Here is a 22,712-nt window from a genome sequence, read left to right as displayed (position 1 = left end):
CTGTCGCCCCCTAAGGAATTTGCGCACACGCTACTCTATTCTGATCCCAGGTCCAGCGGGGTCAATGACACGGACCGGCAAAAACCGGCTGGAGATATTACAGAACGTAACGGCTGAGGTCCGTAGACTTTGTCAGCTCACCCAGATTGTCGTCAACGAACTGTGCATTCACGGTGATTTCCAAACCGGCCTGATCGGGGGCTGTGAAAGACAATTCCTCGAATACGCGCTCCATCACGGTGTAAAGCCGACGTGCACCGATATTCTCGACGCTTTGGTTCACATCCGCTGCGATTTTCGCCAGGGCTGCGATGCCGTCCTCGGTAAAGCTGACCGTGACATCCTCGGTGCCCATCAAGGCAGTGTACTGGCGGGTCAGCGCGTTGTCTGTCTCGGTCAGGATGCGGACGAAATCCTCTTCGGTCAGTGCGCGCAGCTCGACACGGATCGGCAGGCGCCCCTGCAGTTCCGGCAACAGGTCGGATGGTTTGGCAATATGAAACGCGCCTGAGGCAATGAAAAGAATGTGGTCGGTTTTAACCGGCCCATGCTTGGTGGAGACGGTTGTGCCTTCGATCAGAGGCAACAGGTCACGCTGCACCCCCTCTCGGCTGACATCACCGCCGCGTGCGTCCGAACGGGCGCAAACCTTGTCGATCTCGTCCAGAAACACGATGCCGTTCTGTTCAACCGATTCCAGCGCCGCGCGGTTTACGGTTTCGTCATCCAACAGTTTGTCGGCCTCTTCCCCGATCAGCATGTCATAGCTTTCGGCGACGGTCAGGCGTTTCTTGACGGTGCGCCCGCCAAAGGCCTTGCCGAAAATATCGCCCAAATTCATCATCCCCATCTGACTGCCGGGTTGGCCAGGGATATCGAACATCGGCATCTGACTTGAGGTATCCGTCAGTTCCAGCTCGATCACTGTGTCGTCCAGCTCTCCGGATTTGAGCTTTTTGCGGAACATCTCGCGGGTGCCCTCACGTGCGTCTTCCCCGGCAATGGCAGTAATCACCCGGTCTTCGGCGGCCTGATGGGCCTTGGCTTTGACGTCCTCACGCATGAATTCACGGGTCTGCAGGATCGCGGCATCGGCCAGATCACGCACGATCTGTTCCACATCGCGGCCAACATATCCAACCTCGGTGAATTTGGTGGCCTCGACCTTGATGAAGGGTGCGCGGGCCAACTTGGCCAGACGCCGGCTGATCTCAGTCTTGCCAACGCCGGTGGGGCCGATCATCAGGATATTCTTGGGATAAACCTCATCCCGGATGTCATCAGCCAGTTGCTTGCGCCGCCAGCGATTACGCAGCGCCACGGCGACTGCACGCTTGGCATCCTTCTGCCCGATGATAAAGCGATCCAGTTCCGAGACAATCTCGCGCGGGGTCAGGTCGGTCACGGGGGCAGTCCTTTCGGTCGGCATAAGTTGGCTGCGGTCTAGGTAATCACCGCAACGGCGAAAACAACAGCGGCAGCGTTGGTTAGCAATGCCCCACCCGGTTTGCAAATGCTTTCCATAGGTAAAGCGCCCGGCCTCTGTTACAGTGATTTCAAAGCGTTGAGAGCCCGGAGCGCGGAAATGACCAAGATTGCCAAGATCACCCTGCTGTTTGTCGTGTTTGTCGACCTGATCGGGCAAGGGTTGGTCTTTCCGATCATCAACTCACTGATCATGGAGACGAAATCGGGGTTCCTGCCTGAAAACACGGCCATGGGCACCCGGCATTTCTACTACGGCTTGGTGATTGGCTGTTTCTTTCTGTCCTGGTTTCTGGGCGTGGTCTATGTCTCTAAGGTTTCAGATTCCATTGGTCGCAAGAACGCGCTGCTAGTGTGTCTGGGAGGGGCATTGATAGGTTATGCGCTGACCATCACTGCGCTGTATCTCAACAGCCTTTTGCTGTTGATTGTCGGCCGGTCGATCACCGGGTTCACAGCTGGCAACCAGCCTATCGCGCAGGCGGCAATGATTGACGGCAGCACCGATGCCGCTGACCGCGACCGCAACATGGGCTATATCGTGACAGGTGTCAGCTTTGGCCTGGTTGGCGGTCCCATTATTGGCGCGGTCCTGTCGGACTCGGCCCTGCTGGGCAGCGCGGCGACGCTGAAAACGCCATTCTACGGCGCCTTTGTTCTGGTGTTGATCGCCATTTTCCTTGTCGCCGCGTATTTCAAGGATACCCGGACCGAGCGTGAGCCCTTTGTCTTTCGCCCCCGCGATATCACCGACAGCCTGATAGCGGTGCGCGAACATCCGATGGTTCTGAAAATCATGCCGGTCTATGGCCTGTTCATGATCGCCAATGTGACCTTCTATGTGTTTGTCGACAACTTCCTGACCAGCGCATTTGGATACGGGGTCATCGGCGGCAGCATGGCCATGGTCGTCATTGGGGTTGCGCTGGCCTTTTCCAGCACCTTCCTGGTCAAACCTGCGCAAGAACGGTTCAGCAAACACCAGATCATCTATGTCTCACTGGTTGTGATGGTGATCAGCGGCCTAGGTTTCGCCTTCAGCCCCAGCGGTGTGCTGAGCTATGTCCCGGTCTTTTTCTTCTATTTCTTCTTTGGCGTCTCATACCCGACACTGCTGGGCCTGTTTTCCTCCAGTGTCAGCGACACCGATCAAGGCTGGGTCATGGGGGTGACCACGGCTGTCTTCTGTTTGGCCGGGGGCGTCATGTCCCTGATCGGCGGCGGGTTGATGAGTATCGACATCCGCCTGCCCTACTACATCGTGATCCTGACCGCCCTGTTGGGGCTGGTCGGGATGCATAAGCGGTGGAAAGGCAAAGAGATCCGAGAGCTGTTGGCCTGAGACAGTTCTGCGTCTTAGATCGTCTCAACCGTGAGATTGCCATTGGTATAGACGCAGATATCGGCGGCGATGGCCATGGCTTCGCGGGCGACTTGTTCCGCCGGTCTGTCGCCATCCATCATCGCGCGCGCCGCTGCCAGGGCAAAATTGCCACCCGATCCGATGGCAGCCACGTTGTGTTCCGGCTCCAGCACATCCCCTGCCCCGGTAATCACCAGCAGATCCTTGCCATCAGTGACGATCAGCATCGCCTCAAGCTTTTGCAGGTATTTGTCGGTGCGCCAGTCCTTGGCCAGCTCGACCGAGGCGCGGGCCAGTTGGCCGGGTGTGGCCTCAAGCTTGGTTTCCAGACGTTCCAGCAGGGTAAAGGCATCGGCGGTTGATCCGGCGAAGCCTGCGACAACCTCGAACCCGCCGGGTGACAGGCGGCGTACCTTGCGCGCGGTCCCTTTGATCACGGTCTGGCCCAAGCTGACTTGCCCGTCCCCGGCAATGACCACCTGCCCGCCTTTTTTGACGCCAATAATGGTTGTGCCGTGCCAACCGGGAAAGTCGCTGTCTGCCATGGGGGCCTCCGTTTTCGCCTGCTGTTCTATATGGGCCGGTCTCATCCGCAGCGCAACAGTTCACAACTTGCTTATAAGATATGCAAAAAACGCAAATCGGGGCTGTAAAACCAGCAATTGTGGGACTCAGTTGAAAATCCTACATGAGGCTCACAACCGACAACGGGTCGGCTGTTTCTGTTTATAAGGAATGCGCAAATGGCAACTACCGCAAATATCCATGCGCCGCTCGGAGCAGCTACCATCCTGCATGTAGTGGACGCGTTTTTTGGCGCTTTTGAAAAAGCCGCCGATTGGAATGAATCCCGCAAAACCCGCAATGCCCTGTCGGCTCTCAGTGATGAACAGCTGGACGATATCGGCCTGTGCCGCGCGGATATCACCACCCTCTGATCCACGAGAATTCGTGAATTCAAGATAAGCCGCCCGGGTCTGGGCGGCTTTTTCTTTTTCTGCGCAGCTTTTTCCAGTCAGACAATTCAGGCGGAAGCGCTTTGCCCCAGATACGAAAAAAGGCGCCCCGAATGAGGCGCCTTCAAACGTTGTTTCCCGAACCGGATCAGAGCGCTTCTTCGATCCAGCTTTGCAGCGCGGCTTTCGGTGCGGCGCCTGCGCGGTTCGAAACGACCTGACCATCCTTGAAGATGAACAGCGCCGGGATGCCACGTACGCCCATGGCGGCGGCAGAGTTCGGGTTGCTGTCTACATCGACTTTGGCGATCTTGACCTTGTCGCCATATTCAGCCGCCAACTCTTCCAGAGCGGGTCCGATCTGTTTACAGGGGCCACACCATTCGGCCCAGAAATCGACAACTACGGGGATGTCGGAATTCTTGACTTCGGCGTCAAAAGTATCGTCGGTAACAGCTACGGTCGACATATTCTGTCTCCTGAATGGGGAATGCTTGGTCACTGAAACTAGGTGTCGGGTATGCCAAGGTCAAGGCGTCAGCGCACGGGTCAGCGCAGCTTTCACCAGATCGTGTGGCAGCCACATCAGCTGGGCTGTTCGGGTCCACAGAATTGCGGTTCTGACTTCGTGGTCCGGATAGATCTGCGACAATGAATCAGCATAGGCACCCATCTGCCGCAGCAGTCCTTCGGGGCAGGATGCTGCATTGTCTGGAACTGTCATATTAGATTTAAAATCAATTACTTGGACGTCCGTTTCAGTGACGATCAGCCGGTCAATGACACCATGGATACGCCGCCCGCCCAGATCGGCCGTTACCGGGACTTCGGCCAAGGTATCGGGGGCGAACACTGCCTTCAGGTGATCCGCCGTCAACACATTTTGCGCCTCGGCCAGCAATCCTTGCCGCTCGGCCTCACGCATATCGGGAAGAACCCGTGCGCAAAGCTGCGGCCTGTTCTCAGGAAGGACCCGCGGCAAATGCTCCAGCAGCAGGTGCAGGCGGGTGCCGCGCAGCTTGGCGGCCTCTTCATCCTGGCCCATGTCCCCGGGCAAGGCCTTGGCCCCGCCCAGATCAGACGGGCTGAGGGTTTCCGGCGCCGCATCAATGGCGGGGGCGGAATTCAGGAAGGTCGGCGGCAATTCGCTGTGGGCACGAACGGCACCTGTGTGTTCGATAAATTCCGGACCATGCCAATCTCCGTGCGACAAGCGCAGGATCTCACTGTTGGGCAGAGCTGTTGCCCCTGCCCGCGCCATAGCCGCCTGCACCAGTTGATACCAACTGGTTCCGTCCTTGCCGACATCCCCTGCCGCACCGACGATTAGCCACTTCTCTGCACGGGTCAGCGCCACGTATAACAGGCGCAACCGTTCATTCTCTTCCCGTTCGCGCGCTTCGGCTCGCGCCTGCGCGATCAGCGCCGGGGACGCGTCTGCCGGTACTTTCCATAGTGGCTTAGCATCCGTCACCATGATCTCGGCATCGCGCGGGGCTTGCCGTCTGCCGGTATCCGGCAGGATCACGATGGGGGCTTCCAACCCTTTCGATCCGTGCACGGTCATCACGCGGATCATGTTGCCGACACCGCTCATCTGCCGTTTGATCTCCAGATCGTCCGTCTGCATCCAGACTAAAAAACCTGTCAGGCTTGGAATGTCGGTGCGTTCATAGGCCAGCGCCTGTGACAACAGCGCGTTGATGCCGTCTTCGGCCTCGGGGCCCAGCCGACCCAGCAGCAGGCGCCTCCCGTGATGACGGGTCAGAATCCGCTCGATCAGGTCATATGGGCGCAGAAAGTCGATTTGGCTGCGTAGGTCATTCAGAATGGCTAGCGTCTCGGGAAACTCCTCGGCCCGATTTCGCAGCGCTGCCCAAAGGAATTGCTCTTGTCGCCGATGCGCCAGATCAAAAAGCTGCTGTTCTGACCATCCAAACAGAGGAGATTTCAGTACCGTGGCCAGCGACAAGCTGTCCTCGGGCGTGGCCAAAAAGCTCAGCAGAGCCGCCAGGTCCTTGACCGCAAGCTCGGCTCCGACCTTCAACCGGTCAGCCCCTGCAATCGGCAGTTCGGCAGCCTTGCAGGCGCGGATGATCTCAGCAAACAGGTCCGAGCGGCGCTGGACGAGGATCAGAAAATCCCCCGGCTGTACCTTTCGCCGGACGAAACTGCCCGGTACCTCGCCATCTTCGGGGATGGTTTCCCCCTGTTCGATCATATCCCTGATCGACTGTGCAACCTGCTCGGCCAGAACAACGGTATGGTGGCGCGCTCCAGGGCGGTCCACCGGGTCGGTCCATTCGGTATCTTCCTCGTCTTTGACTTTTTCGACCACCGGCCATAGGTCGACGCGCCCTGGCAGATCGGACTTGAAGGCGCGGTGCTGGCTTTCTTTGTGAAACCCGGCCTCGGCATGGTTTTCGAACAGAATATCGACCAGAGACAGAATGGCGCTGGAGGAGCGGAACGAGTATTCCAGCGTAGAATCCCACAGTTTAGAGCCTGATTCTTCCAGTTTCCGCCCAAATTCGGCCTGCATCCTGTCAAAGGCCTGAGGGTCGGCCCCCTGGAAGGAATAGATCGATTGTTTCTTGTCACCCACCACGAAAATAGTGCGCTCAATCCCGGACCGGGCCCCCTCCCCACTGGTGAATTCCTGCGCCAACTTTTCGACGACGTCCCATTGGTCCGGGCTGGTATCCTGGGCCTCATCCACAAGAATGTGGTCAATCCCGCCATCCAGCCGGTACAATACCCAAGACGCTACCGCCGGGTCGTTCAGTACGTTTCGGGCGCGCAAGATCAGGTCGTCAAAGTCCAGCCAGCCGCGCAGTTGTTTGCGCCGCTCATATTCCGGCAGAAAGGCCATTGCGAACCGATGAAGTGCCAGCGTTTTACGGGCTGCAACCAGTGCAAGCCGCTGTTCACGCGCGGCTTCAATGCGCAACATCAACGCCTCTAGCTGTGGCATCTGACCCGCCAGAACACCTTCGCGCAGGGGTTTGGTCGGGAAAGCGTTAATCTTGGCGGTAAACGGGTCCTTGGCCGCCTTTCCGGTCAGAAATACATCTTCAAGCACCGGCAGCGCACTGATATCGGCGCGGGTGAAGGCCGCAAGCCTGGTGGCTGCCTTGGCATTATTCCCACCGCTTTCGGTCAGTGCGGGCAAGACGCTGCGGACAAGTTCGACCTCGCCCCCCAAAAACACCTGACCCAGCAAGAGCTGTTCGTCAAAATCGGCGGGCAGATTGAATTGCTGCAAAACCTGCGACCAATCGACGGTCTGCGTAAACAGATTGCGCTTTTGCGTGATGGCGGCGGTCAGTGTTTCGAACCCCGTATCGGTCACAAAACGGGCGACATCCCCGATCAGATTGGCCATATGGCCTTCGGCAAAATCTTCAACGATTTCTTCGCGCAGTAAGGCCGCGGCCCGATCTTCCATCTCGGTGAATTGCGGGCTGACCCCGGCCTCAAGTGGGAAACGGCGCAGCAGCGAGGCGCAGAAAGAGTGGATGGTCTGAATCTTCAGTCCGCCGGGCGTTTCGATCGCGCGGGCAAACAATGTGCGGGCCTGTGCCAGACGGTCCGGGTCAATCGCACCCTGAACGCCCAGATCGGTCAACTGCGCCAATAGCGGAGCATCCCCCAGCATGGCCCACTCACCGAGGCGTTTGAACAACCGGTTTTGCATCTCGCTGGCTGCAGCCTTGGTGTAAGTCAGGCAGAGGATGTGTTGCGGCTGCACCCCGTCCAGCAACAGCCGCGCCACCCGATCGGTCAGAACCCGCGTTTTGCCAGATCCCGCATTTGCCGCCAGCCAGGTCGAGGTATCGGGTCGTGCGGCCTGCACCTGCCGTTCGGTTGCGTCGTTGCGGGCGCTCATTTCAGGTACTCGGGGGCGCTGTTGCTGGTTCGGTCCCACTCTCCGAAACGTGCCAGATGATCATAGTCCCCGATATCGGTATCCTTGTGCAGCATGCGGCGCGAGGTGAAGCCTTGATCAGGCTCTAAATAAGAGGAAATGAGCTGTTTCAGCTCAGCCAGGACCTTGTCGACCGGCTCTTTGGTCAGAGGCGCGGGCACCTCTTTATAGGTGCCGCCCATGCCGATAAAAATTGCTTCGGCCACAGGCAGCGGGTCAAACCCTTCGATCCCGCCCTGCTCGGCCATTGCAGCTTCGATCAGCAACTGTTTTTCAAACTTGGCCTGCTGGCTTTCGGTCGGGGGCGCACCGGTTTTATAGTCGACCAGCCGCAGCGCCCCGCGGCTGTTCAGGTCAATGCGGTCGGCGCGCCCGACTATGGTGAAATCCAGCGGACTGAGCGCCAGTTTCATCGCGGCCTCAAAAGCCACAGGCCCACCATCGCTGCGCCTGGTGGTCTCGGCCCGCAGGAAATCATCCGCAATCCGTTCCAGCCGCGCGAGCCATAATTTGCGCGCTGTGGGCCATGGGACATGCTGGACCAGCAGGCTTTCGGCGCGTTTCAGGAAGCTTTCGCGTGTCAGCAAGGCCGTGTCCAGCACGCTGTCCTTGACGAATTGCTCCAAAATCTCGTGGATCACGATCCCGCGCAGCAGCGCATCCGGGGCCTGAACCAAAGGGTCCAGTGGTTTCAACCGCAGCACATGTTTGGCGTAGATCGCATAAGGATCACGGATCAGGCGCTTGATCTCTGTGACGCTCAGGCGGCGCGGGCGCGACCCGACCGGAGGGCGCGGAGATGGGCGCGGTGCCGCCTTGATTTCTGGAGCGTATTCAAGTTGTTCGGACCACCCCAGATATTGCCGCCCTCGGCCGCGCATTTCTACAAGGGCGGTTTGGCCACCCTGTTCTGCGAGGCCACTCAACAGGTTGGTTAACCGATTCAACCAGCGGGAAGGAACGGTTTCGGCATCGTCGGACCGGGTCGACCGGGTCAGCCAGACCTCGGGCGCGCCGATAGCCTGCTGGAAGTCATGTGCCGACAGGCCAATGCGCCGCTCTGGCAGCAACAGCCCGGCCTTATCGCGCATCTGCCGGTTCAACCAGGGATCGGGCGCGGGCGCCTCGGGCCAACTGCCCTCGTTCAAACCGCCAAGGATTAGCAAATCGGCGCCCTGCACCCGGGCCTCGAGCGTGCCCCAGATCATGATCCGGGGGTGTGGCGCGTCGCGGTCGCGGACCTCTTCTCCGGCCAGCAAAGCACCCAGCAGATCGGCAAAGTCATGGGCGGTCATGGTGCCGCCATGCTGAGCCTCATTTCGCAGCTCGGTCACAACCGCCAGCGCCTTTTGACCGGCGTTCTTGTCCCATAGGGTGCCGGAATCGTCAGTGTGACCGGCGGCAATGGCCTGAGCCAACCCGCAGAGGCGATCAACCCAATCCGCCAGTGGCAACTCATCAGCAATTTGCTGGTCGCAGAAATGCTGCACCAACCAATGGACCCAGCCTTCGGGCATCTCTTTGCGGATGGCAAATGCCGTCAGGCTGGCGGCATCCGGAAATGGCGGCCCGTGGCGGCGCAGGTCCAGTTCCAGATCGCGGGCGTGCAACAGATGAGAGCCACGCTCGCCCCCGTCATGACAGAGCGGATGTTTCAGCAGGGTCAACAGCGCTTCGCCGTCCAATCGACGCGCGAACAGGGCCGCGACATGGCGCAGGAACCGTCCGGGTGGGGACAGCTGCAGCGGCAGGCCAGCACTGTCATCGGGCAGGATGTTCCACCGGTCCAGCGCAGCGCTGACCTGACGAGTCAGCATGCGGTCGGGGGTGATCAGAGCGGCGGTCTGGCCGGTTTCAGCCGCCTCTCGCAAGCGGAGTGCTATGGCCAGGGCCTCGGCCCGAGGGGACTGCGCCTCGACCAGGGTCAGGTCCTTGGTTGCACCATGCAGATCGGTCAGTTGCGGGCCTTCGGACATCCACGCATCCGTGATCGGGGCAGGGCGTAACGCAAGCGATATCAGTTTGTTACGGGCGGGTGAGGGTGGATTGTCCTGGGCCCAGGCTGTGATTTGATCCGGACTCAGCCCAAGCTGGTTCATGAGTTTTCGGAACCGGTATTGCGGGTGATCCTCAGAGGTTAACGCCGCATCCAGCTGAGCCCAGACCTGATCGGGCTGGTCAAAGTCAAAACCCGGCAGGATCAAAGCGCCTTGCGGCAGGCAGGCAACGGCTTGCATCAGCATCAGTGTCGTTCCCCGTGACCCCGTCGAGCCGGCAAGAATGACCGGGTGCTGAGGTGGATCCACTCGCCAATGTTTGATTAGGTTCTCGACCACGCGGCGCTGCCGGGCCTGCGTGTCCAGGATGTCGTCTTCTGTGTCGATGAACTGATCCGCAATCCCGATAAACGCCTGCGCGCGGGCCCAATGCCCGGACATGTCGGTGACATCCAGCCGCCGGATCGCTTCGGGTGAAACGCCTTCGCCCTGCATCTCATCTATCAATGTGGCCAGACTGTCTGACAGGTCAAACAAAGACGAGCGCGCCGCCAGATCCGGTTGTTGATCCAGCAGCTTCGAGACCAGCTGCGTCAATTCCAGCCGCCGTCGCAGGGGTGGGATTGCGGGTGGTATCTGCGCCAGATTCACGCTTTCACCCAGATCAGTCACCAGTGAAAGGCGCGGCAACAAACAGGCAGGGCCCTGGTCGAACAGCTCACGCACCCTGCGAGCCATACGCCGCGTGTTAACAACCAGTTCCACTCGGGCCAAAGCCTCGGGCGGAAGAGCGGCACAGCGATTTCTCAACCCCCGGACCAGCGTCTTTGGAAAATCCACACCCGGAGGTACGGCAAAGACGCGGGGCAGGGGTGAGGGGTCAAACATCCGCCAACAGGCCTTCAGCAAGGGCGATCCCTTCCGGATGGCCAACATCGCACCAGCGGCCGGGATAGGTTAGGGCAAACAGCCGGTCTTTCTTTTGCATCCGATCCCAAAGCAGGTTCAGCGAAAACACCTTGTCTGGAATTTCGACCAGCCCTTCCGTCTTCATGATCTGCGCGCCTCCGTAGATCAATCCGGGGCCGCGGGTAATCCGGCCCGTTTCATCAGCAGTAAAGTCTCCGGCGCCGGCATGACCAATCGCCTGCGCGGTCGGGATGCACATTAGCAATGCGTCCATCAAATCGGGGTTCCAGGCGGCCCGCAGCATTGTCAGCGGGTTCAGGCCGGACCAAATGGCATCTGAATTCAACGTGAACACTGAATCAGACCCTAATAAGGGCAAAGCTGCCCGTAATCCGCCCCCAGTATCCAGAATGTCGGGCTGTTCGTGTGAAACAAGTACGCCTTTCGGTGCCAAATGCGCCTCAAGCTGATCCGGCAGATAGTGCAGGTTGGCCACTTTGCGAACCGGCCCAAGCGCGTCAACCAAATCAAGCGCGTGGTCGATCAACGGGCGCCCGGCTACCTCGATCAGCGGCTTGGGGCGGTTCAGGGTCAGGGTGCCCATGCGGGTGCCGAACCCGGCTGCGAACAGCATGACGGCATTGGGGGGCCGGGTCATCTCTGTCTGAGCCTGTTCAGGTTTTCGGGTGTCGGCGCGGGCAGAGCCACGCGCAGCAGGTCGGCAACATTCACCAGCGCCGGGTGATCCAGATCCCGCATCAGATGGCCCCACGCAGCGGGGATCAAATCGACATAATGGGGTTTGCCATACTCGGTCGCAAGCCGTGTAAACACACCAAGAATCCGCAGATTTCGCTGGGCACCCAGCACAGCATAGGCACTGCGGAAATCATGATCGTTGACACCCGTAGCCGAGATATAGTGGCTGACCATCCGCATTTCCGTACCCGGCGTCACTTTGCGGCGCACATCCTGGAGCAAAGACACCAGATCATAGGCAGGATGGCCCAGCATGGCGGTCTGAAAATCCAGCAATCCAACCCGCTCAACCCCTTGGCGGTCAGGGAGCCAGATCAGGTTTTCCGCGTGGTAATCCCGTTGGACAACAACTTTGGTGCCGGATGTTTCTTGATGCAGGATATCAGCAAATCGGTGTTCGAACCGATCCTGCGCATCCCGGTCATATTCGCCAAGAACCCCTTGGGCGTATTTGGTGAAGGATAAGGCCGCCAGTTCGGTCATCAGTGCCGGGCCGTAAGATTGCAGCGACAGGGTCGGGGCCTCGTGCAACGTGATCAGAACATCTGTCGCCGCCTCGTATAATTCCCGCTCCATATCGGGATGTTTGACCAGAACCCGCGCGAACAGGTCATCGCCAAGGTCTTCCAGAAGAAGAAACCCATATTGCGTGTCTTCGGCGTAGATCTGTGGGGCGCTTAGCCCGATAGATTGTAAATGCCGGGCCATCCGTACGAAGGCTTCGACCGGTTCCGCCTGGCCCGGGGGCGAATCCATCAGAACAGCGGACTTGCCCGTGACCGGGTCGGTCAGGCGCTCGTACCGGCGGTTCGAGGCATCCCCCGCCAAAGGCTCTCGGCGGGCCTTGGACCACGGCGTGTGTGAAATCAGAGCTTCGGCAAGGACGGCGCGGTTTGTCATTCGCTGACCTCCAGTTTTTGAGTCCATTTTTCGTCGGTCCATGTGAGGGTGATGTGGCGCATATCCAGCATGTCCGGGTCTGTTTCAAATGTCATCGCCAGGGCAGAACCGGGTGTCAGCGGGCCCAGTTTCTCGGGCCACTCAATCAGGCAGATCGCTTGTTCCATCGCTTCGGCCAGCCCAAGCTCTTCGACTTCCTCCACCGCGCTCAGCCGGTATAGATCGCAGTGCCAAATCTCACCTTTACGGGTGTCATAGACCTGAACCAGCGTGAATGTGGGCGAGGGCACATCCTCGGGCCGGGTCATCAGTGACTGGATCAGACTGCGCGCGAAATGGGTCTTACCGGTTCCGATCTTACCCTGCAGCAGCAGGATGTCGCCCGGATGCAGAATTGCGCCCAGCCGACTGGCAAATTTGGTCGTATCTTCGGGCGAATTCAGGGTGATCCTGAGGGGTGGTAACGTCATGGCGCCACAATGGCCCCACGCTGGATTGGCTGCAACCCGGTTCAGGCGCTGATTTGCTGTATCTCGTGCTGTGGCAACGCATTGTGCGTGGCAAAGCGAATGATGGTGGCCCCGTTTTGCAATGGGCAGATGGTGCAGTTCAGATCGGTTCCGTTACGCATCTGGATTCTGGCTGACCACTCAGCCCGGTTGTCCCGCATTTCCACGAAATCCCGGATTTCACCCAAAATCGGAGTGGCCGTGCAATGTTTCTGCCAGTTGCGGGTCACGTCCAGAACCGTGTCGGGTTCAAATCCGGCACCATCGGCTTCACCCCATAATTTCTGATAGGCATAATTGGTGAAGGCCAAGGTACCGTCATCACCGAAAACGGCAACCGCGTCGGCCAGCTTATCCAGGATGGATTGCATCAAATCCATTTCCGCCCGAAAGCGGCGGGTCAACGTGATCTCGGCCGTGATATCTTCGAACAGAAAGGCCACCGCACCATCCGGGTGCGGGCGGCCGCTGACGGAATAGACCGAGCCGGATGGCAGCGACCATGTTTCCTGGTAATTTCCGTCTTCTGCGGCCTCCAGCAGATCGTTCATCTGATTACGCCAGCTGCGATAGTTCTTGGGTTCCGGCATCATGTGCTGATCGCGCAGGCGGTCAAAGAAACTGGACAGGTTGGGGCGGCAGCTCAGGAAATCCGGGGGCAGGGTGGTCAGGTCAATCAAGGCGGGGTTGAACAGGGCAAGCTGGCGATTTCTGTCAAAAATGGCCAAGCCGATGGACAGCTGTGCAAAGGTTTTGGTCATCGTCTGTACGAATTTTCGCTGTGCTGTCTCGGCGGCGACGATGGCGTTGATGTCCACAGCGTAGCAAAGGCTGCCTTCCGGATGGTCCACCATCGTCAGGTCAAACCAAAGCTTGTTTGCACTGTCTTCGGACGAAATGAATACACGGGTCTTGGCGCTGATACGCGCGCCATTTTCGGGCCCGGGAAAAAGAGGTGCAGTCAGGTCGGTATCGCCACCGCGCACTTTGCGGACAAGCGAGACATAGGCGGCGTTGCACCAGCGGATCTTGTTTTGATAATCCAGATGCCAGACCGGGTAGGGCGCCAGTTCCATCGCCAGGCGGATCGGATCGCTATTCTCGCGCAATACGGTTCTGGGGTAATCAGAGCTTTCCCGCAGCTGTACGCGCACGACCCCGTCGATCCATTCGCACAAAACGTCCCGCTCGACCGAGCAATCAATGGCGGGGATGACAAGATTCCCTTCGTGCCTGACGCGTTCAGGGGTTTCAGGAAAGCCCGGAAAATCCCGCTGCAGCAGCCGACGCAGATCTGACCAGTCGCGCACAGCCTCAAACCCATCCAGAGCGATGTCTGTGTGGCTGATCAGGCGGTCACCGTCGAACAGAAACACGACATTGAACAACGAGGCCGGCTCGGACAGGCCGAAATTGTCACTTGTCTGCTGACGACGGGGCAAAAGCCATTGAACCGCCAGACTGGCAGACACCACACTGATGACGGCCAATATGATCCAGTCGACCATGTGCTCTCCCGCGGTGAATTCACGGGTATAGCTATGGGCGGAAATGGTTAACGGGGTCTTAACTCAGACTTGGATATGCTGATTTACACCTGAAGGAACGGGGGTGTCGCCGGTCTGTGCATCCACAAGTTTTCGCGGCCAGGATACCCGGACGATGGCCCCTATACGTTCGGGATTGTCCGACAAGGTCTGATATGGATCAGAGCCATTGGCGAAATCCAAATGCGCACCGCTGCGTTCCAGTAGGGTTTTTGCGATGAACAGGCCCAGGCCCATACCTTCATATTCCGGCCGGGCCCGCTTTTCCGATTCTGCCCGCCGTCGGCGCATGAACGGATCCCCGATCCGGCCAATCATTTGCGAAGGATACCCGCGGCCGTCATCCATGATGTTGATCGTAATCCTTTCGGCTGTCCATTCCGCTTCGACCCAGACGTTGCTGCGCGCGAAATCCACAGCATTCTGGATGAGGTTGCGCATTCCGTGGATGATCTCAGGTTTACGCAGGATCGAAGGCTGTTGAACATCGCCATCCCCCACCGGGCCTTCGGCAAAGTGAACCTGCTTGCCGCGGTTGATATGTGGCTCGGCGGCCTCATGGATGACAGTGGACAGGGGGGCCTGTCTCAGGTGGAGGTCGTCTTTACCAGCCCGCCCCATGTCGCGCAGAATGTCGCGGCAACGATTGGCCTGTTCGCGGATCAAGGCGGCGTCTTCTTTCAGATCCGGGCGGTCGTCCAGCTCTTCAATCAGTTCGGCACTGGTCAGTTTGATTGTTGCCAGAGGTGTTCCAAGTTCGTGCGCGGCGGCGGCGACAACTCCACCAAGATCGGTCAGTTTCTGTTCACGTGCGAGGGCCATATGCGTGGCCGACAGCGCCTGAGACATCGACTGCACCTCAGAGCTTACGCGGTGGGAATAGGCCCCCAGGAAAACGATCGCGATAACGATGGCGGCCCAGTTTCCGAACAGAAGGATATCGGGGATCTCAAGATCCACACCGCCATCCGTGTGCAGGGGAAGGTGAAATTCGGCTAGCAGCGTGGTCAGAATGATGGCCACCGTACCGATGATCAGCGTAGAACGGGTGCTCATGACATTGGCCGAGATCGTCACAGGACCCACCAACAGCAAGGCGAACGGATTATTGAGGCCTCCGGTAAGGTACAGCAGGATGGTCAGCTGCAACAAATCGAACAACACCATCAGAAAGTTTTCGAACTCGGACAGGCGTTTGTTGCGTGGAAAGACAAGAATAGCCGTCAAGTTGCCCATGACCGAAATGCCGATGGCCAGATAGCACAGCGTCACATCCAACTGCACATCATAGGTCTGTTGCGCCACGGTGATTGCGGTGATCTGGCCAAAGATGGCCACCCAGCGCAGCAGGATCAGCGTCCGCAGGCGAATCCAGCTGCGTTCCTGACCAGGCCAAAAAGTGATGTTGGAATCTGCCATTGGTCCATTATGTCCTGTTGCATCGGCTGTTCATCTTGATAGGTGTCCCGGCCGGAACGATCAACAACTCCTCTATCGTCAGGTAAGATGCCATGGTCCGTCTATACGCTATCCTTGCAACAGTTGTTTTGGCCGTAGGTCTGGGGGCCATGTGGCTGCTGACGCGCGGCGCAGGCTCGGACGACAAATTCGCGCAGTGTCGGTCCAGCCAGATCGCAGGGGGTACGGCCACCATTGGCGGGCCCTTCGAACTGATCAACGGCAAGGGCGAGACTGTGACCGACAAACAGGTGATAACCGAACCTACGCTGGTCTACTTCGGCTATACCTTCTGTCCGGATGTTTGCCCCTTTGACATGTCCCGCAATGCCGAAGCGGTGGATATTCTGGCCGAACGCGGACAATCGGTGACGCCGCTGTTTATCTCGATCGACCCGGATCGCGATACACCCGAAGTTATGGCCGATTACGCCTTTAACCTTGGTGGTAAGACCATCGCCCTGACCGGCACGCCCGAGCAGGTCAAGGCCGCCAGCAAGGCCTATAAGACCTATTATAAGGCCCATGACAAAAGTGATGAGTACTATCTGGTTGATCACTCGACCTTTACTTATCTGGTCACACCCCAGGACGGGTTTATCGAATTTTTCGATCGCAATGACACAGCCGAGCAGATGGCTGACAAGGTGGGCTGCTTTCTGGACAAGATCTAGAACGCAACGGTCTGTTTGACCTTTGCAATGGCGCTGCTATTACTCATGTTTAAGCCAACGGCGTGAATTAGCGGAAAGAATAGAATATGGCGGACAGCTCTGACCTCGACATCGGCCCGGATAAATCGCTGTTATTGGTGGATGATGACGAACCGTTTCTGAGACGTCTGGCCAAGGCCATGGAAAAACGCGGGTTCGAGGTTGAAACCGCGGGCTCTGTCGCCGCTGGCCGCGCCATTTCCACAGCCCGCCCGCCTGCATATGCGGTTGTTGACCTGCGGTTGGAGGATGGCAACGGCCTGGATGTGGTCGAAGTGCTGCGCGAAAAGCGCCCCGACAGCCGGGTTGTGGTTCTGACCGGGTACGGCGCTATTGCCACCGCTGTGGCCGCAGTCAAGATTGGTGCCACCGACTATCTGTCGAAGCCCGCCGACGCCACCGACATCACCAACGCATTGCTGGCCAAGGGCGACGAACTGCCCCCGCCGCCGGAAAACCCAATGAGCGCGGATCGCGTGCGCTGGGAGCATATCCAGCGGGTCTATGAGCTGTGTGATCGCAACGTCAGTGAAACCGCGCGACGCCTGAACATGCACCGCCGGACATTGCAACGGATCTTGGCGAAGCGCAGCCCGCGATGAGATCGTGAGTATAGCTTGCGCATACCAGGCCAGAACTCATGAAGCCGGAAAACCGAATTGAGTCTCGACAGGCGGCTATCAAACATATGCTTTGTCGCGGCTGATGGACCGCCACCCCTGAAGACTTTAATTTAGTGTCTGTTAACCAATTTGTGTTGTCGTTAAGTTCAATAATTATATTTTCCGAACAAATAGTTGAGATGTATCGAAGTGTCGCCGCTCCCTAATACGCCATACGAAAGCCTCCGTATTTCCAACCCTGCCCTTAAAGCCATTGTCTCTGTTGTCACCTGGGCAGCAGAGAGATTTGGGTTTTGGGCGCGACCACGAAAGGGCGCTGCGGGTGAGCTTTCCGAAATGAACATTTTGGACAACCTGTACTGGGTCTATAAAAGTAAGAACCCCATTCAGCAGCCTGAAGCGGAGCTGGATCAGTCAGGCTTTATGACTAAAACGGCCGTACAACTTTCAACCGCTGACATCAGTGACACATCAAATTCGGTCACTCTGAGCTTTGCCGGGGACATTCTAAGAACCCACAGGGCCAGTGTCGCAAAAGATCAAGTATATGCTGAGATTGAAGATCTTTTGTTTCAGGATGATATTTTGGTCGCCAACTACGAGTCACCTGTAACGACACAGCCCTTGATTGATGAAGTGATCGGGGACGCTGGCCCGCCGATCGAATGTGCGTCGGAAGAACAGTTCGATGCTTTGACCAGCCATAACGAAAGGTTCATTGATGTTTTGAACCTTGCAAACAACCATATTCTCGACATGGGTGTTGAGGGGCTTGAGACGACTTTGAACGTCTTAAGTGACAGAAATATCATGCAAATCGGCGTGAATGAGAGTTTGGCAGAAGCCACAGCCGTCAAAACGATCGAACGAAAAGGGATAAAGTTCGGATTTGCGTCCTGCGCTTTTGGTACCAACGGCCACGCGCTTCCTGAAGGTCAAAAGCAGAGCATCAATATCGCCAAGCTGACTTCAAAACATCAAGCGCCGGACACCACCCTTCTAAAGACACAGATCTCGAACGCAAAAGCGGCTGGCTGTGATCTGGTTATTGGGATTATTCATTGGGGTCATGAGTTCGAGCTGTTCCCGCGCCGAGCGCAGCAAGAGGCCGCACAGGATTTGGCCGAATTCGGAGCTGATCTTATCGTCTGCCACCACCCCCATGTCCCTCAGCCAATACAGCTGTATCGCACACAGACCGGAGATCGGACGGTGCCAATCGCCTATTCCCTAGGAAGTCTGCTGTGGGGTTTCGCCGATAGAGACATTGCCAGCAGTACGATTATGCAGATTGAAGTACAGAAGACTGAGGGCAAGGCCGAAATAACAAATCTGAAGGCGACGCCAGTGCGTTGGCATGCCCATGAGATGGACGGTAACGTCTTTCAGAAGGTGGCGCGATCAGAAGGCTGATAGTGGTCAGGGCCCAATCTCGGCCATCAATGCCGAATGTCTATGCGTATAGGCACATCTTACTTCAACGGGTGGCCGCAATTTGATCTGCAGCCCTTCCATAATAACCCTGTCCGGGCGGCCGAAGAATTTTGTCGCCTCGGCCTCGGAAAAGCCCGCGATCTGGGTGGCTTCCATCCAGGCGCTGATCTTGTCGGCCTTTTTGATTTGCCGTTTAACCGTTTTAGGCACCGCAGCGGGCAGGCCAAACCGGATGTGGATCGCCGCAGCCAGCCGGTCATCCAGTGCGCCATAGTCGGGACCGACAGCGGATTTGACCGGAGAGATCATATCTCCGATCACGTATTCCGGCGCATCGTGTAACAGGGCCGCCAGCCGCCATTTGACCGGTGCCTTGGGGGCAATACGACCAAAAAGCTCTTCGACCAGCAGCGAATGCTCGGCCACCGAATAGGCGAAATCGCCATGTGTCTGCCCGTTCCAGCGGGCCACAAAGGCCAGCCCATGCGCGATATCCTCAATTTCGATATCCACCGGTGTTGGGTCCAGCAGGTCCAGCCTGCGCCCGGACAGCATTCTTTGCCATGCGCGGGGTTGTGTTGCCATTCTGCCATGCCTTGTGAAGTGGGACACATTAAATTCGCATTTTTGTGGTAAGCTGTACCTGTCAAGATCACCAGCTGCCAACTTTTTCTTGAGCAATCGTGCTTTGAACAAGCGCGCGGTGATACCGACATTTGTACCGAGGGGGGCGCATGCTCCTCCCGGTGTGCCCCTCTCGGACGTAACTCGTATCGAAAGGAGCTTGCTATGTTCAAGCGTTTGTTAGGAATTGCTCTGGCCTTTGGTATGGCCGCCACTGCACCGCCTGCCTTTGCCCAGCAAAGCTGTGCGTTGCGTGATCAACTGATTTCAACGCTACAGGACAATTATTCCGAGGAATTGGCCTTTGGTGGATTGCAAAAATCCCGTGGCTCGCAATCGGTGATGGAGGTCTGGACCTCTCAGGAAACGGGTAGCTATACCGTTTTGGTGACACGTCCGAACGGCATCAGTTGCATTGTCGCCGTTGGGACCGACTTTTTCCAAGCGATCCCCAAAATCAAGGTAGAGGGCATACCAAGTTGATTTTGGCGGCTTAAAACCCCGTTTCCGGCCATCTGCGTTGCCACGTCCCAAAAGGGATGCTAGGGCAACCCGGATTGAATTATACCGGAATGGAGCACCTGATGGCCGGGGACTATATCGTCAAAGACATTTCGCTGGCCGGGTTTGGCCGCAAAGAACTGGATATTGCAGAGACCGAGATGCCGGGCCTGATGGCCCTGCGCGCGGAATACGGTAACGCAAAGCCCCTGAAGGGCGCGCGTATTGTTGGGTCGCTGCACATGACCATCCAGACAGCCGTTCTGATCGAAACACTTGTGGCGCTGGGCGCGGATGTGCGTTGGGCGTCGTGCAACATCTTCTCAACCCAGGACCACGCAGCGGCGGCGATTGCCGAAGCCGGAATTCCGGTGTTCGCCATCAAGGGCCAGACGCTGGTAGAGCATTGGGATTATCTGGACAAATCCTTCCTGTTCACCGACGGCCCCAACATGATCCTGGACGATGGCGGCGATGCGACGCTGTATATCCTGCTGGGCGCCCGCGCCGAAGCGGGCGAAGACATTATCCCCGTACCGGGCTCGGAAGAGGAAGAGGTGATCAAAAAGCAGATCGCCAAGCGGATGGCCGCGTCCCCGGGTTGGTTCACCAAGATGCGCGACCAGATCCAGGGCGTGTCCGAAGAAACCACGACCGGTGTGAACCGCCTGTATCAGCTGGTGAAAGACGGCCAACTGCCGTTCCCAGCGATCAACGTCAACGACAGTGTCACCAAGTCGAAGTTCGACAACAAATATGGCTGTAAGGAATCGCTGGTCGACGGTATCCGCCGCGCCACCGACACTATGATGGCTGGTAAAGTTGCCGTGGTCTGTGGCTATGGTGACGTGGGCAAAGGCTCGGCCGCGTCGCTGCGCGGTGCCGGTGCCCGTGTGAAAGTGACCGAAGTTGATCCGATCTGCGCCCTGCAGGCCGCGATGGACGGGTTCGAGGTTACGCTGCTGGAAGACGAAGTTGACAGCGCGGATATCTTCATCACCACGACCGGCAACAAGGACGTGATCCGCATCGAGCATATGCGCGCGATGAAGGACATGGCCATCGTCGGCAACATTGGTCACTTTGACAACGAAATTCAAGTGGCTAGCCTGAAGAACCACAAATGGACCAACATCAAGGAACAGGTGGACATGATCGAGATGCCCTCGGGCAATCGTCTGATCCTGCTGTCCGAAGGCCGCCTGCTGAACCTGGGCAACGCCACCGGTCATCCGTCTTTTGTGATGTCGGCTTCGTTCACCAATCAGGTGTTGGCCCAGATTGAGCTGTTCACCAAAGGCGATCAGTACGAAAACAAGGTCTACATCCTGCCTAAACATCTGGACGAGAAGGTTGCACGCCTGCATCTGGACCGTATCGGCGTGAAGCTGACGCAGATGGACAGCGAACAGGCATCGTATATCGGTGTGAATCCGGAAGGCCCCTATAAGCCTGAACATTACCGCTATTGATTGCGGGTCAGGCATGACCAAACCTTCTGGACGCCGTCGGATATTGCATCTGGCGGCGTCTTTCGTTTTCTCAGCACTCGCCTTGGTGGTTTTGATGGGTGGGGGTGGCTACTGGCTTTTGTCCCACCCGCAATCACCGGTTCCGGACCACTGGAACCCTTTGCGAGATCTGACCATTACGGCTCGGGTCACGCCGGTCACACCTGTGCAAATGCGACGAGCTTTGGCCGATGAAACGCAGTGCAGGGCCGCATTGGCCGGGGCGGGGGTAAGCTTTTCCCTGGTCGAGGATCTGATTGTCGACGAGAAATGCGGAATAGCCGGGCGCGGGGTTCTCTCGGGCTTAACCACGGCCAGCGTCAATGGCGTCGAGACCCGTTGTGCCACGGCTCTGCTATTGGCCATGTGGGAACACCATGTGGTCCAACCCGCCGCGCGCGAGATGTTGGGCAGCAGGGTGCGCAGCTTGCGCCACCTGGGCAGCTATAACTGCCGTCGCATGCGCACCGCGCAGGGAAAGGACAGCGGTTGGAGCAGTCATGCCACCGCTGATGCCATCGATATTGTCGGGGTCGAGTTGGCAGATGGGCGAAGCCTGAGCCTGCTGTCGGACTGGACAACACTCGGACCCGAAGCAGATTTTCTACACCGGATTGGCCGGGGTGCATGCGAATGGTTTCGGGTGGTACTTGGCCCAAACTACAACCGGCTGCATGCGGACCACTTTCATCTTCAGGGACCGGGTTGGGGATATTGCAGATAACCACCGGTTGGTTAGCAGGTGCCATGTCGGCACGCTGGACTGGTTTCAACATTCTCCCGCTGCGCCCTGAATCCAAACCACCTGACCCTTACAGAAGGCCAGAATCAGGCATTGTGGTACGCGGAGTCTATCTGTGCTGCCATAATTTCGCTTACGGGGAATGACCTGAAATTTTCCCTTTGTGTAAACAGAACAACTGAATAACCTTCCGACACCTGTTCATAGGCGCATTGAAAATCGCAGCCAAAGCTGCTCAACGGGAGAAATATTCATGGGAAAACGCGACGAACTGATCGCCAAATACGCAGATGATCTGAAAAACAAATGCGGGATGGACCCCGACATGGACCTCTTGACCAAGGTCACAATCGGATGTGGTCCGGCGATTTATGACGCCGACGCGTCGACCGTGGCAGCAACTCAGTCAGGTGAAATTGAGACCGTCAAGAATAACTTCCTGATCAAGAAGCTGGGGCTTTCCGACGGTCCCGAGCTGATAGAGGCGATTAACAAAGCGCTGGAAACCTATGGCATGTCCGAGCGCAACAAGTATCGTGCTGTCGTTTACTATATGCTGACCAAGCATTTCGGCAAAGAGTCGGTCTATAGCTAAATCCGGGTTTCGACCAATCAGCGCCCGCCCGATCTGTGGCGGGCGTTTCCAATTTTAGGTACTTGTTGTTTGTGCCAAACCTGCCAAATGGGCTAGTGTCAGTTTGTGACCAGGACGGTCAGAACCGAAATTCTATACGCGTGTGGTGAGTCGGGAGC

Annotated in this window: 20 protein-coding genes; 9 read left to right on the top strand and 11 right to left on the bottom strand. The window is 57.7% G+C overall.

What is annotated here, in order from left to right; genetic code table 11:
* Positions 1-97 precede the first annotated feature (97 nt).
* Complete coding sequence (gene hslU / locus AC2FHW_RS14525; protein WP_142637444.1) at positions 98-1,405, bottom strand: ATP-dependent protease ATPase subunit HslU; 1,308 nt, start codon at positions 1,403-1,405, stop codon at positions 98-100.
* 180 nt (positions 1,406-1,585) lie between these two features.
* On the opposite strand from hslU, the gene AC2FHW_RS14520 reads away from it, so the two are divergent.
* Positions 1,586-2,827, top strand: coding sequence for an MFS transporter (locus AC2FHW_RS14520; RefSeq protein ID WP_496822121.1), 1,242 nt, complete (start codon positions 1,586-1,588; stop codon positions 2,825-2,827).
* A 14-nt stretch (positions 2,828-2,841) separates the two neighbouring features.
* On the opposite strand, the gene hslV is transcribed toward AC2FHW_RS14520, so the two are convergent.
* Positions 2,842-3,393 (bottom strand): ATP-dependent protease subunit HslV, encoded by a 552-nt coding sequence (hslV, locus tag AC2FHW_RS14515; protein WP_271950638.1) that lies wholly within the window; start codon positions 3,391-3,393, stop codon positions 2,842-2,844.
* Between the two features lie 198 nt (positions 3,394-3,591).
* Here hslV and AC2FHW_RS14510 point away from each other — a divergent pair, with 198 nt between their 5' ends.
* Positions 3,592-3,786: a DUF1127 domain-containing protein gene (locus AC2FHW_RS14510; protein WP_142637449.1), complete on the top strand. Its 195-nt coding sequence runs from the start codon at positions 3,592-3,594 to the stop codon at positions 3,784-3,786.
* Between the two features lie 166 nt (positions 3,787-3,952).
* Here AC2FHW_RS14510 and trxA read toward each other — a convergent pair whose 3' ends face one another.
* The 8 genes from trxA to regB form a co-directional block, all read right to left on the bottom strand.
* Entirely contained in the window at positions 3,953-4,273 is a 321-nt protein-coding gene (gene trxA / locus AC2FHW_RS14505; protein ID WP_271950641.1) for a thioredoxin, read from the bottom strand.
* A 60-nt stretch (positions 4,274-4,333) separates the two neighbouring features.
* On the bottom strand, positions 4,334-7,693 hold the full coding sequence (gene addA, locus AC2FHW_RS14500; protein ID WP_496822120.1) for a double-strand break repair helicase AddA: 3,360 nt from the start codon (positions 7,691-7,693) through the stop codon (positions 4,334-4,336).
* Positions 7,690-10,617: a double-strand break repair protein AddB gene (addB, locus tag AC2FHW_RS14495; RefSeq protein ID WP_496729337.1), complete on the bottom strand. Its 2,928-nt coding sequence runs from the start codon at positions 10,615-10,617 to the stop codon at positions 7,690-7,692. Before addB ends, addA begins: the two co-directional genes overlap by 4 nt.
* Positions 10,610-11,296 carry a nucleotidyltransferase family protein gene (locus AC2FHW_RS14490; protein ID WP_271950645.1) on the bottom strand — a complete coding sequence of 229 codons (687 nt, stop codon included), beginning with the start codon at positions 11,294-11,296 and terminating at the stop codon, positions 10,610-10,612. The genes addB and AC2FHW_RS14490 overlap by 8 nt, the downstream gene beginning before the upstream one ends.
* Entirely contained in the window at positions 11,293-12,297 is a 1,005-nt protein-coding gene (locus AC2FHW_RS14485; RefSeq protein WP_496822119.1) for an aminoglycoside phosphotransferase family protein, read from the bottom strand. Before AC2FHW_RS14485 ends, AC2FHW_RS14490 begins: the two co-directional genes overlap by 4 nt.
* A complete protein-coding gene (gene tsaE / locus AC2FHW_RS14480) occupies positions 12,294-12,767 on the bottom strand; it encodes a tRNA (adenosine(37)-N6)-threonylcarbamoyltransferase complex ATPase subunit type 1 TsaE (RefSeq protein WP_282022140.1) in 474 nt (157 codons plus the stop codon). Before tsaE ends, AC2FHW_RS14485 begins: the two co-directional genes overlap by 4 nt.
* A gap of 41 nt (positions 12,768-12,808) precedes the next feature.
* The gene (locus AC2FHW_RS14475; protein WP_496822117.1) at positions 12,809-14,314 is read right to left on the bottom strand and encodes a PAS-domain containing protein; all 1,506 of its coding nucleotides are present in this window, start codon (positions 14,312-14,314) and stop codon (positions 12,809-12,811) included.
* Between the two features lie 63 nt (positions 14,315-14,377).
* Positions 14,378-15,772, bottom strand: coding sequence for a sensor histidine kinase RegB (regB, locus tag AC2FHW_RS14470; RefSeq protein WP_142637465.1), 1,395 nt, complete (start codon positions 15,770-15,772; stop codon positions 14,378-14,380).
* 92 nt (positions 15,773-15,864) lie between these two features.
* Between regB and AC2FHW_RS14465 the strand changes: the two genes are divergently transcribed.
* The 3 genes from AC2FHW_RS14465 (at position 15,865) to AC2FHW_RS14455 (ending at position 18,560) form a co-directional block, all read left to right on the top strand.
* On the top strand, positions 15,865-16,485 hold the full coding sequence (locus AC2FHW_RS14465; protein ID WP_142637468.1) for an SCO family protein: 621 nt from the start codon (positions 15,865-15,867) through the stop codon (positions 16,483-16,485).
* A gap of 86 nt (positions 16,486-16,571) precedes the next feature.
* Positions 16,572-17,126, top strand: a complete 555-nt coding sequence (locus tag AC2FHW_RS14460; protein ID WP_142637470.1) for an ActR/PrrA/RegA family redox response regulator transcription factor — start codon at positions 16,572-16,574, stop codon at positions 17,124-17,126.
* 357 nt (positions 17,127-17,483) lie between these two features.
* Positions 17,484-18,560 carry a CapA family protein gene (locus AC2FHW_RS14455; protein ID WP_496729298.1) on the top strand — a complete coding sequence of 359 codons (1,077 nt, stop codon included), beginning with the start codon at positions 17,484-17,486 and terminating at the stop codon, positions 18,558-18,560.
* A 6-nt stretch (positions 18,561-18,566) separates the two neighbouring features.
* Here AC2FHW_RS14455 and AC2FHW_RS14450 read toward each other — a convergent pair whose 3' ends face one another.
* Positions 18,567-19,166: an HD domain-containing protein gene (locus AC2FHW_RS14450; protein WP_271950659.1), complete on the bottom strand. Its 600-nt coding sequence runs from the start codon at positions 19,164-19,166 to the stop codon at positions 18,567-18,569.
* Between the two features lie 204 nt (positions 19,167-19,370).
* Between AC2FHW_RS14450 and AC2FHW_RS14445 the strand changes: the two genes are divergently transcribed.
* The 4 genes from AC2FHW_RS14445 (at position 19,371) to AC2FHW_RS14430 (ending at position 22,554) form a co-directional block, all read left to right on the top strand.
* Positions 19,371-19,688: a hypothetical protein gene (locus tag AC2FHW_RS14445; protein ID WP_142637476.1), complete on the top strand. Its 318-nt coding sequence runs from the start codon at positions 19,371-19,373 to the stop codon at positions 19,686-19,688.
* 101 nt (positions 19,689-19,789) lie between these two features.
* Complete coding sequence (ahcY, locus tag AC2FHW_RS14440) at positions 19,790-21,178, top strand: adenosylhomocysteinase (protein ID WP_271950718.1); 1,389 nt, start codon at positions 19,790-19,792, stop codon at positions 21,176-21,178.
* Between the two features lie 13 nt (positions 21,179-21,191).
* Complete coding sequence (locus tag AC2FHW_RS14435) at positions 21,192-21,941, top strand: extensin-like domain-containing protein (RefSeq protein WP_496678629.1); 750 nt, start codon at positions 21,192-21,194, stop codon at positions 21,939-21,941.
* A gap of 271 nt (positions 21,942-22,212) precedes the next feature.
* Positions 22,213-22,554 (top strand): DUF2853 family protein, encoded by a 342-nt coding sequence (locus AC2FHW_RS14430; protein WP_271950663.1) that lies wholly within the window; start codon positions 22,213-22,215, stop codon positions 22,552-22,554.
* Positions 22,555-22,712 lie beyond the last annotated feature (158 nt).

It is taken from the genome of Ruegeria sp. YTSA108, assembly GCF_059610185.1.
The sequence above is the reverse complement of the archived record's forward strand: the minus strand, read 5'-3'. Positions and strand labels throughout refer to the sequence as shown.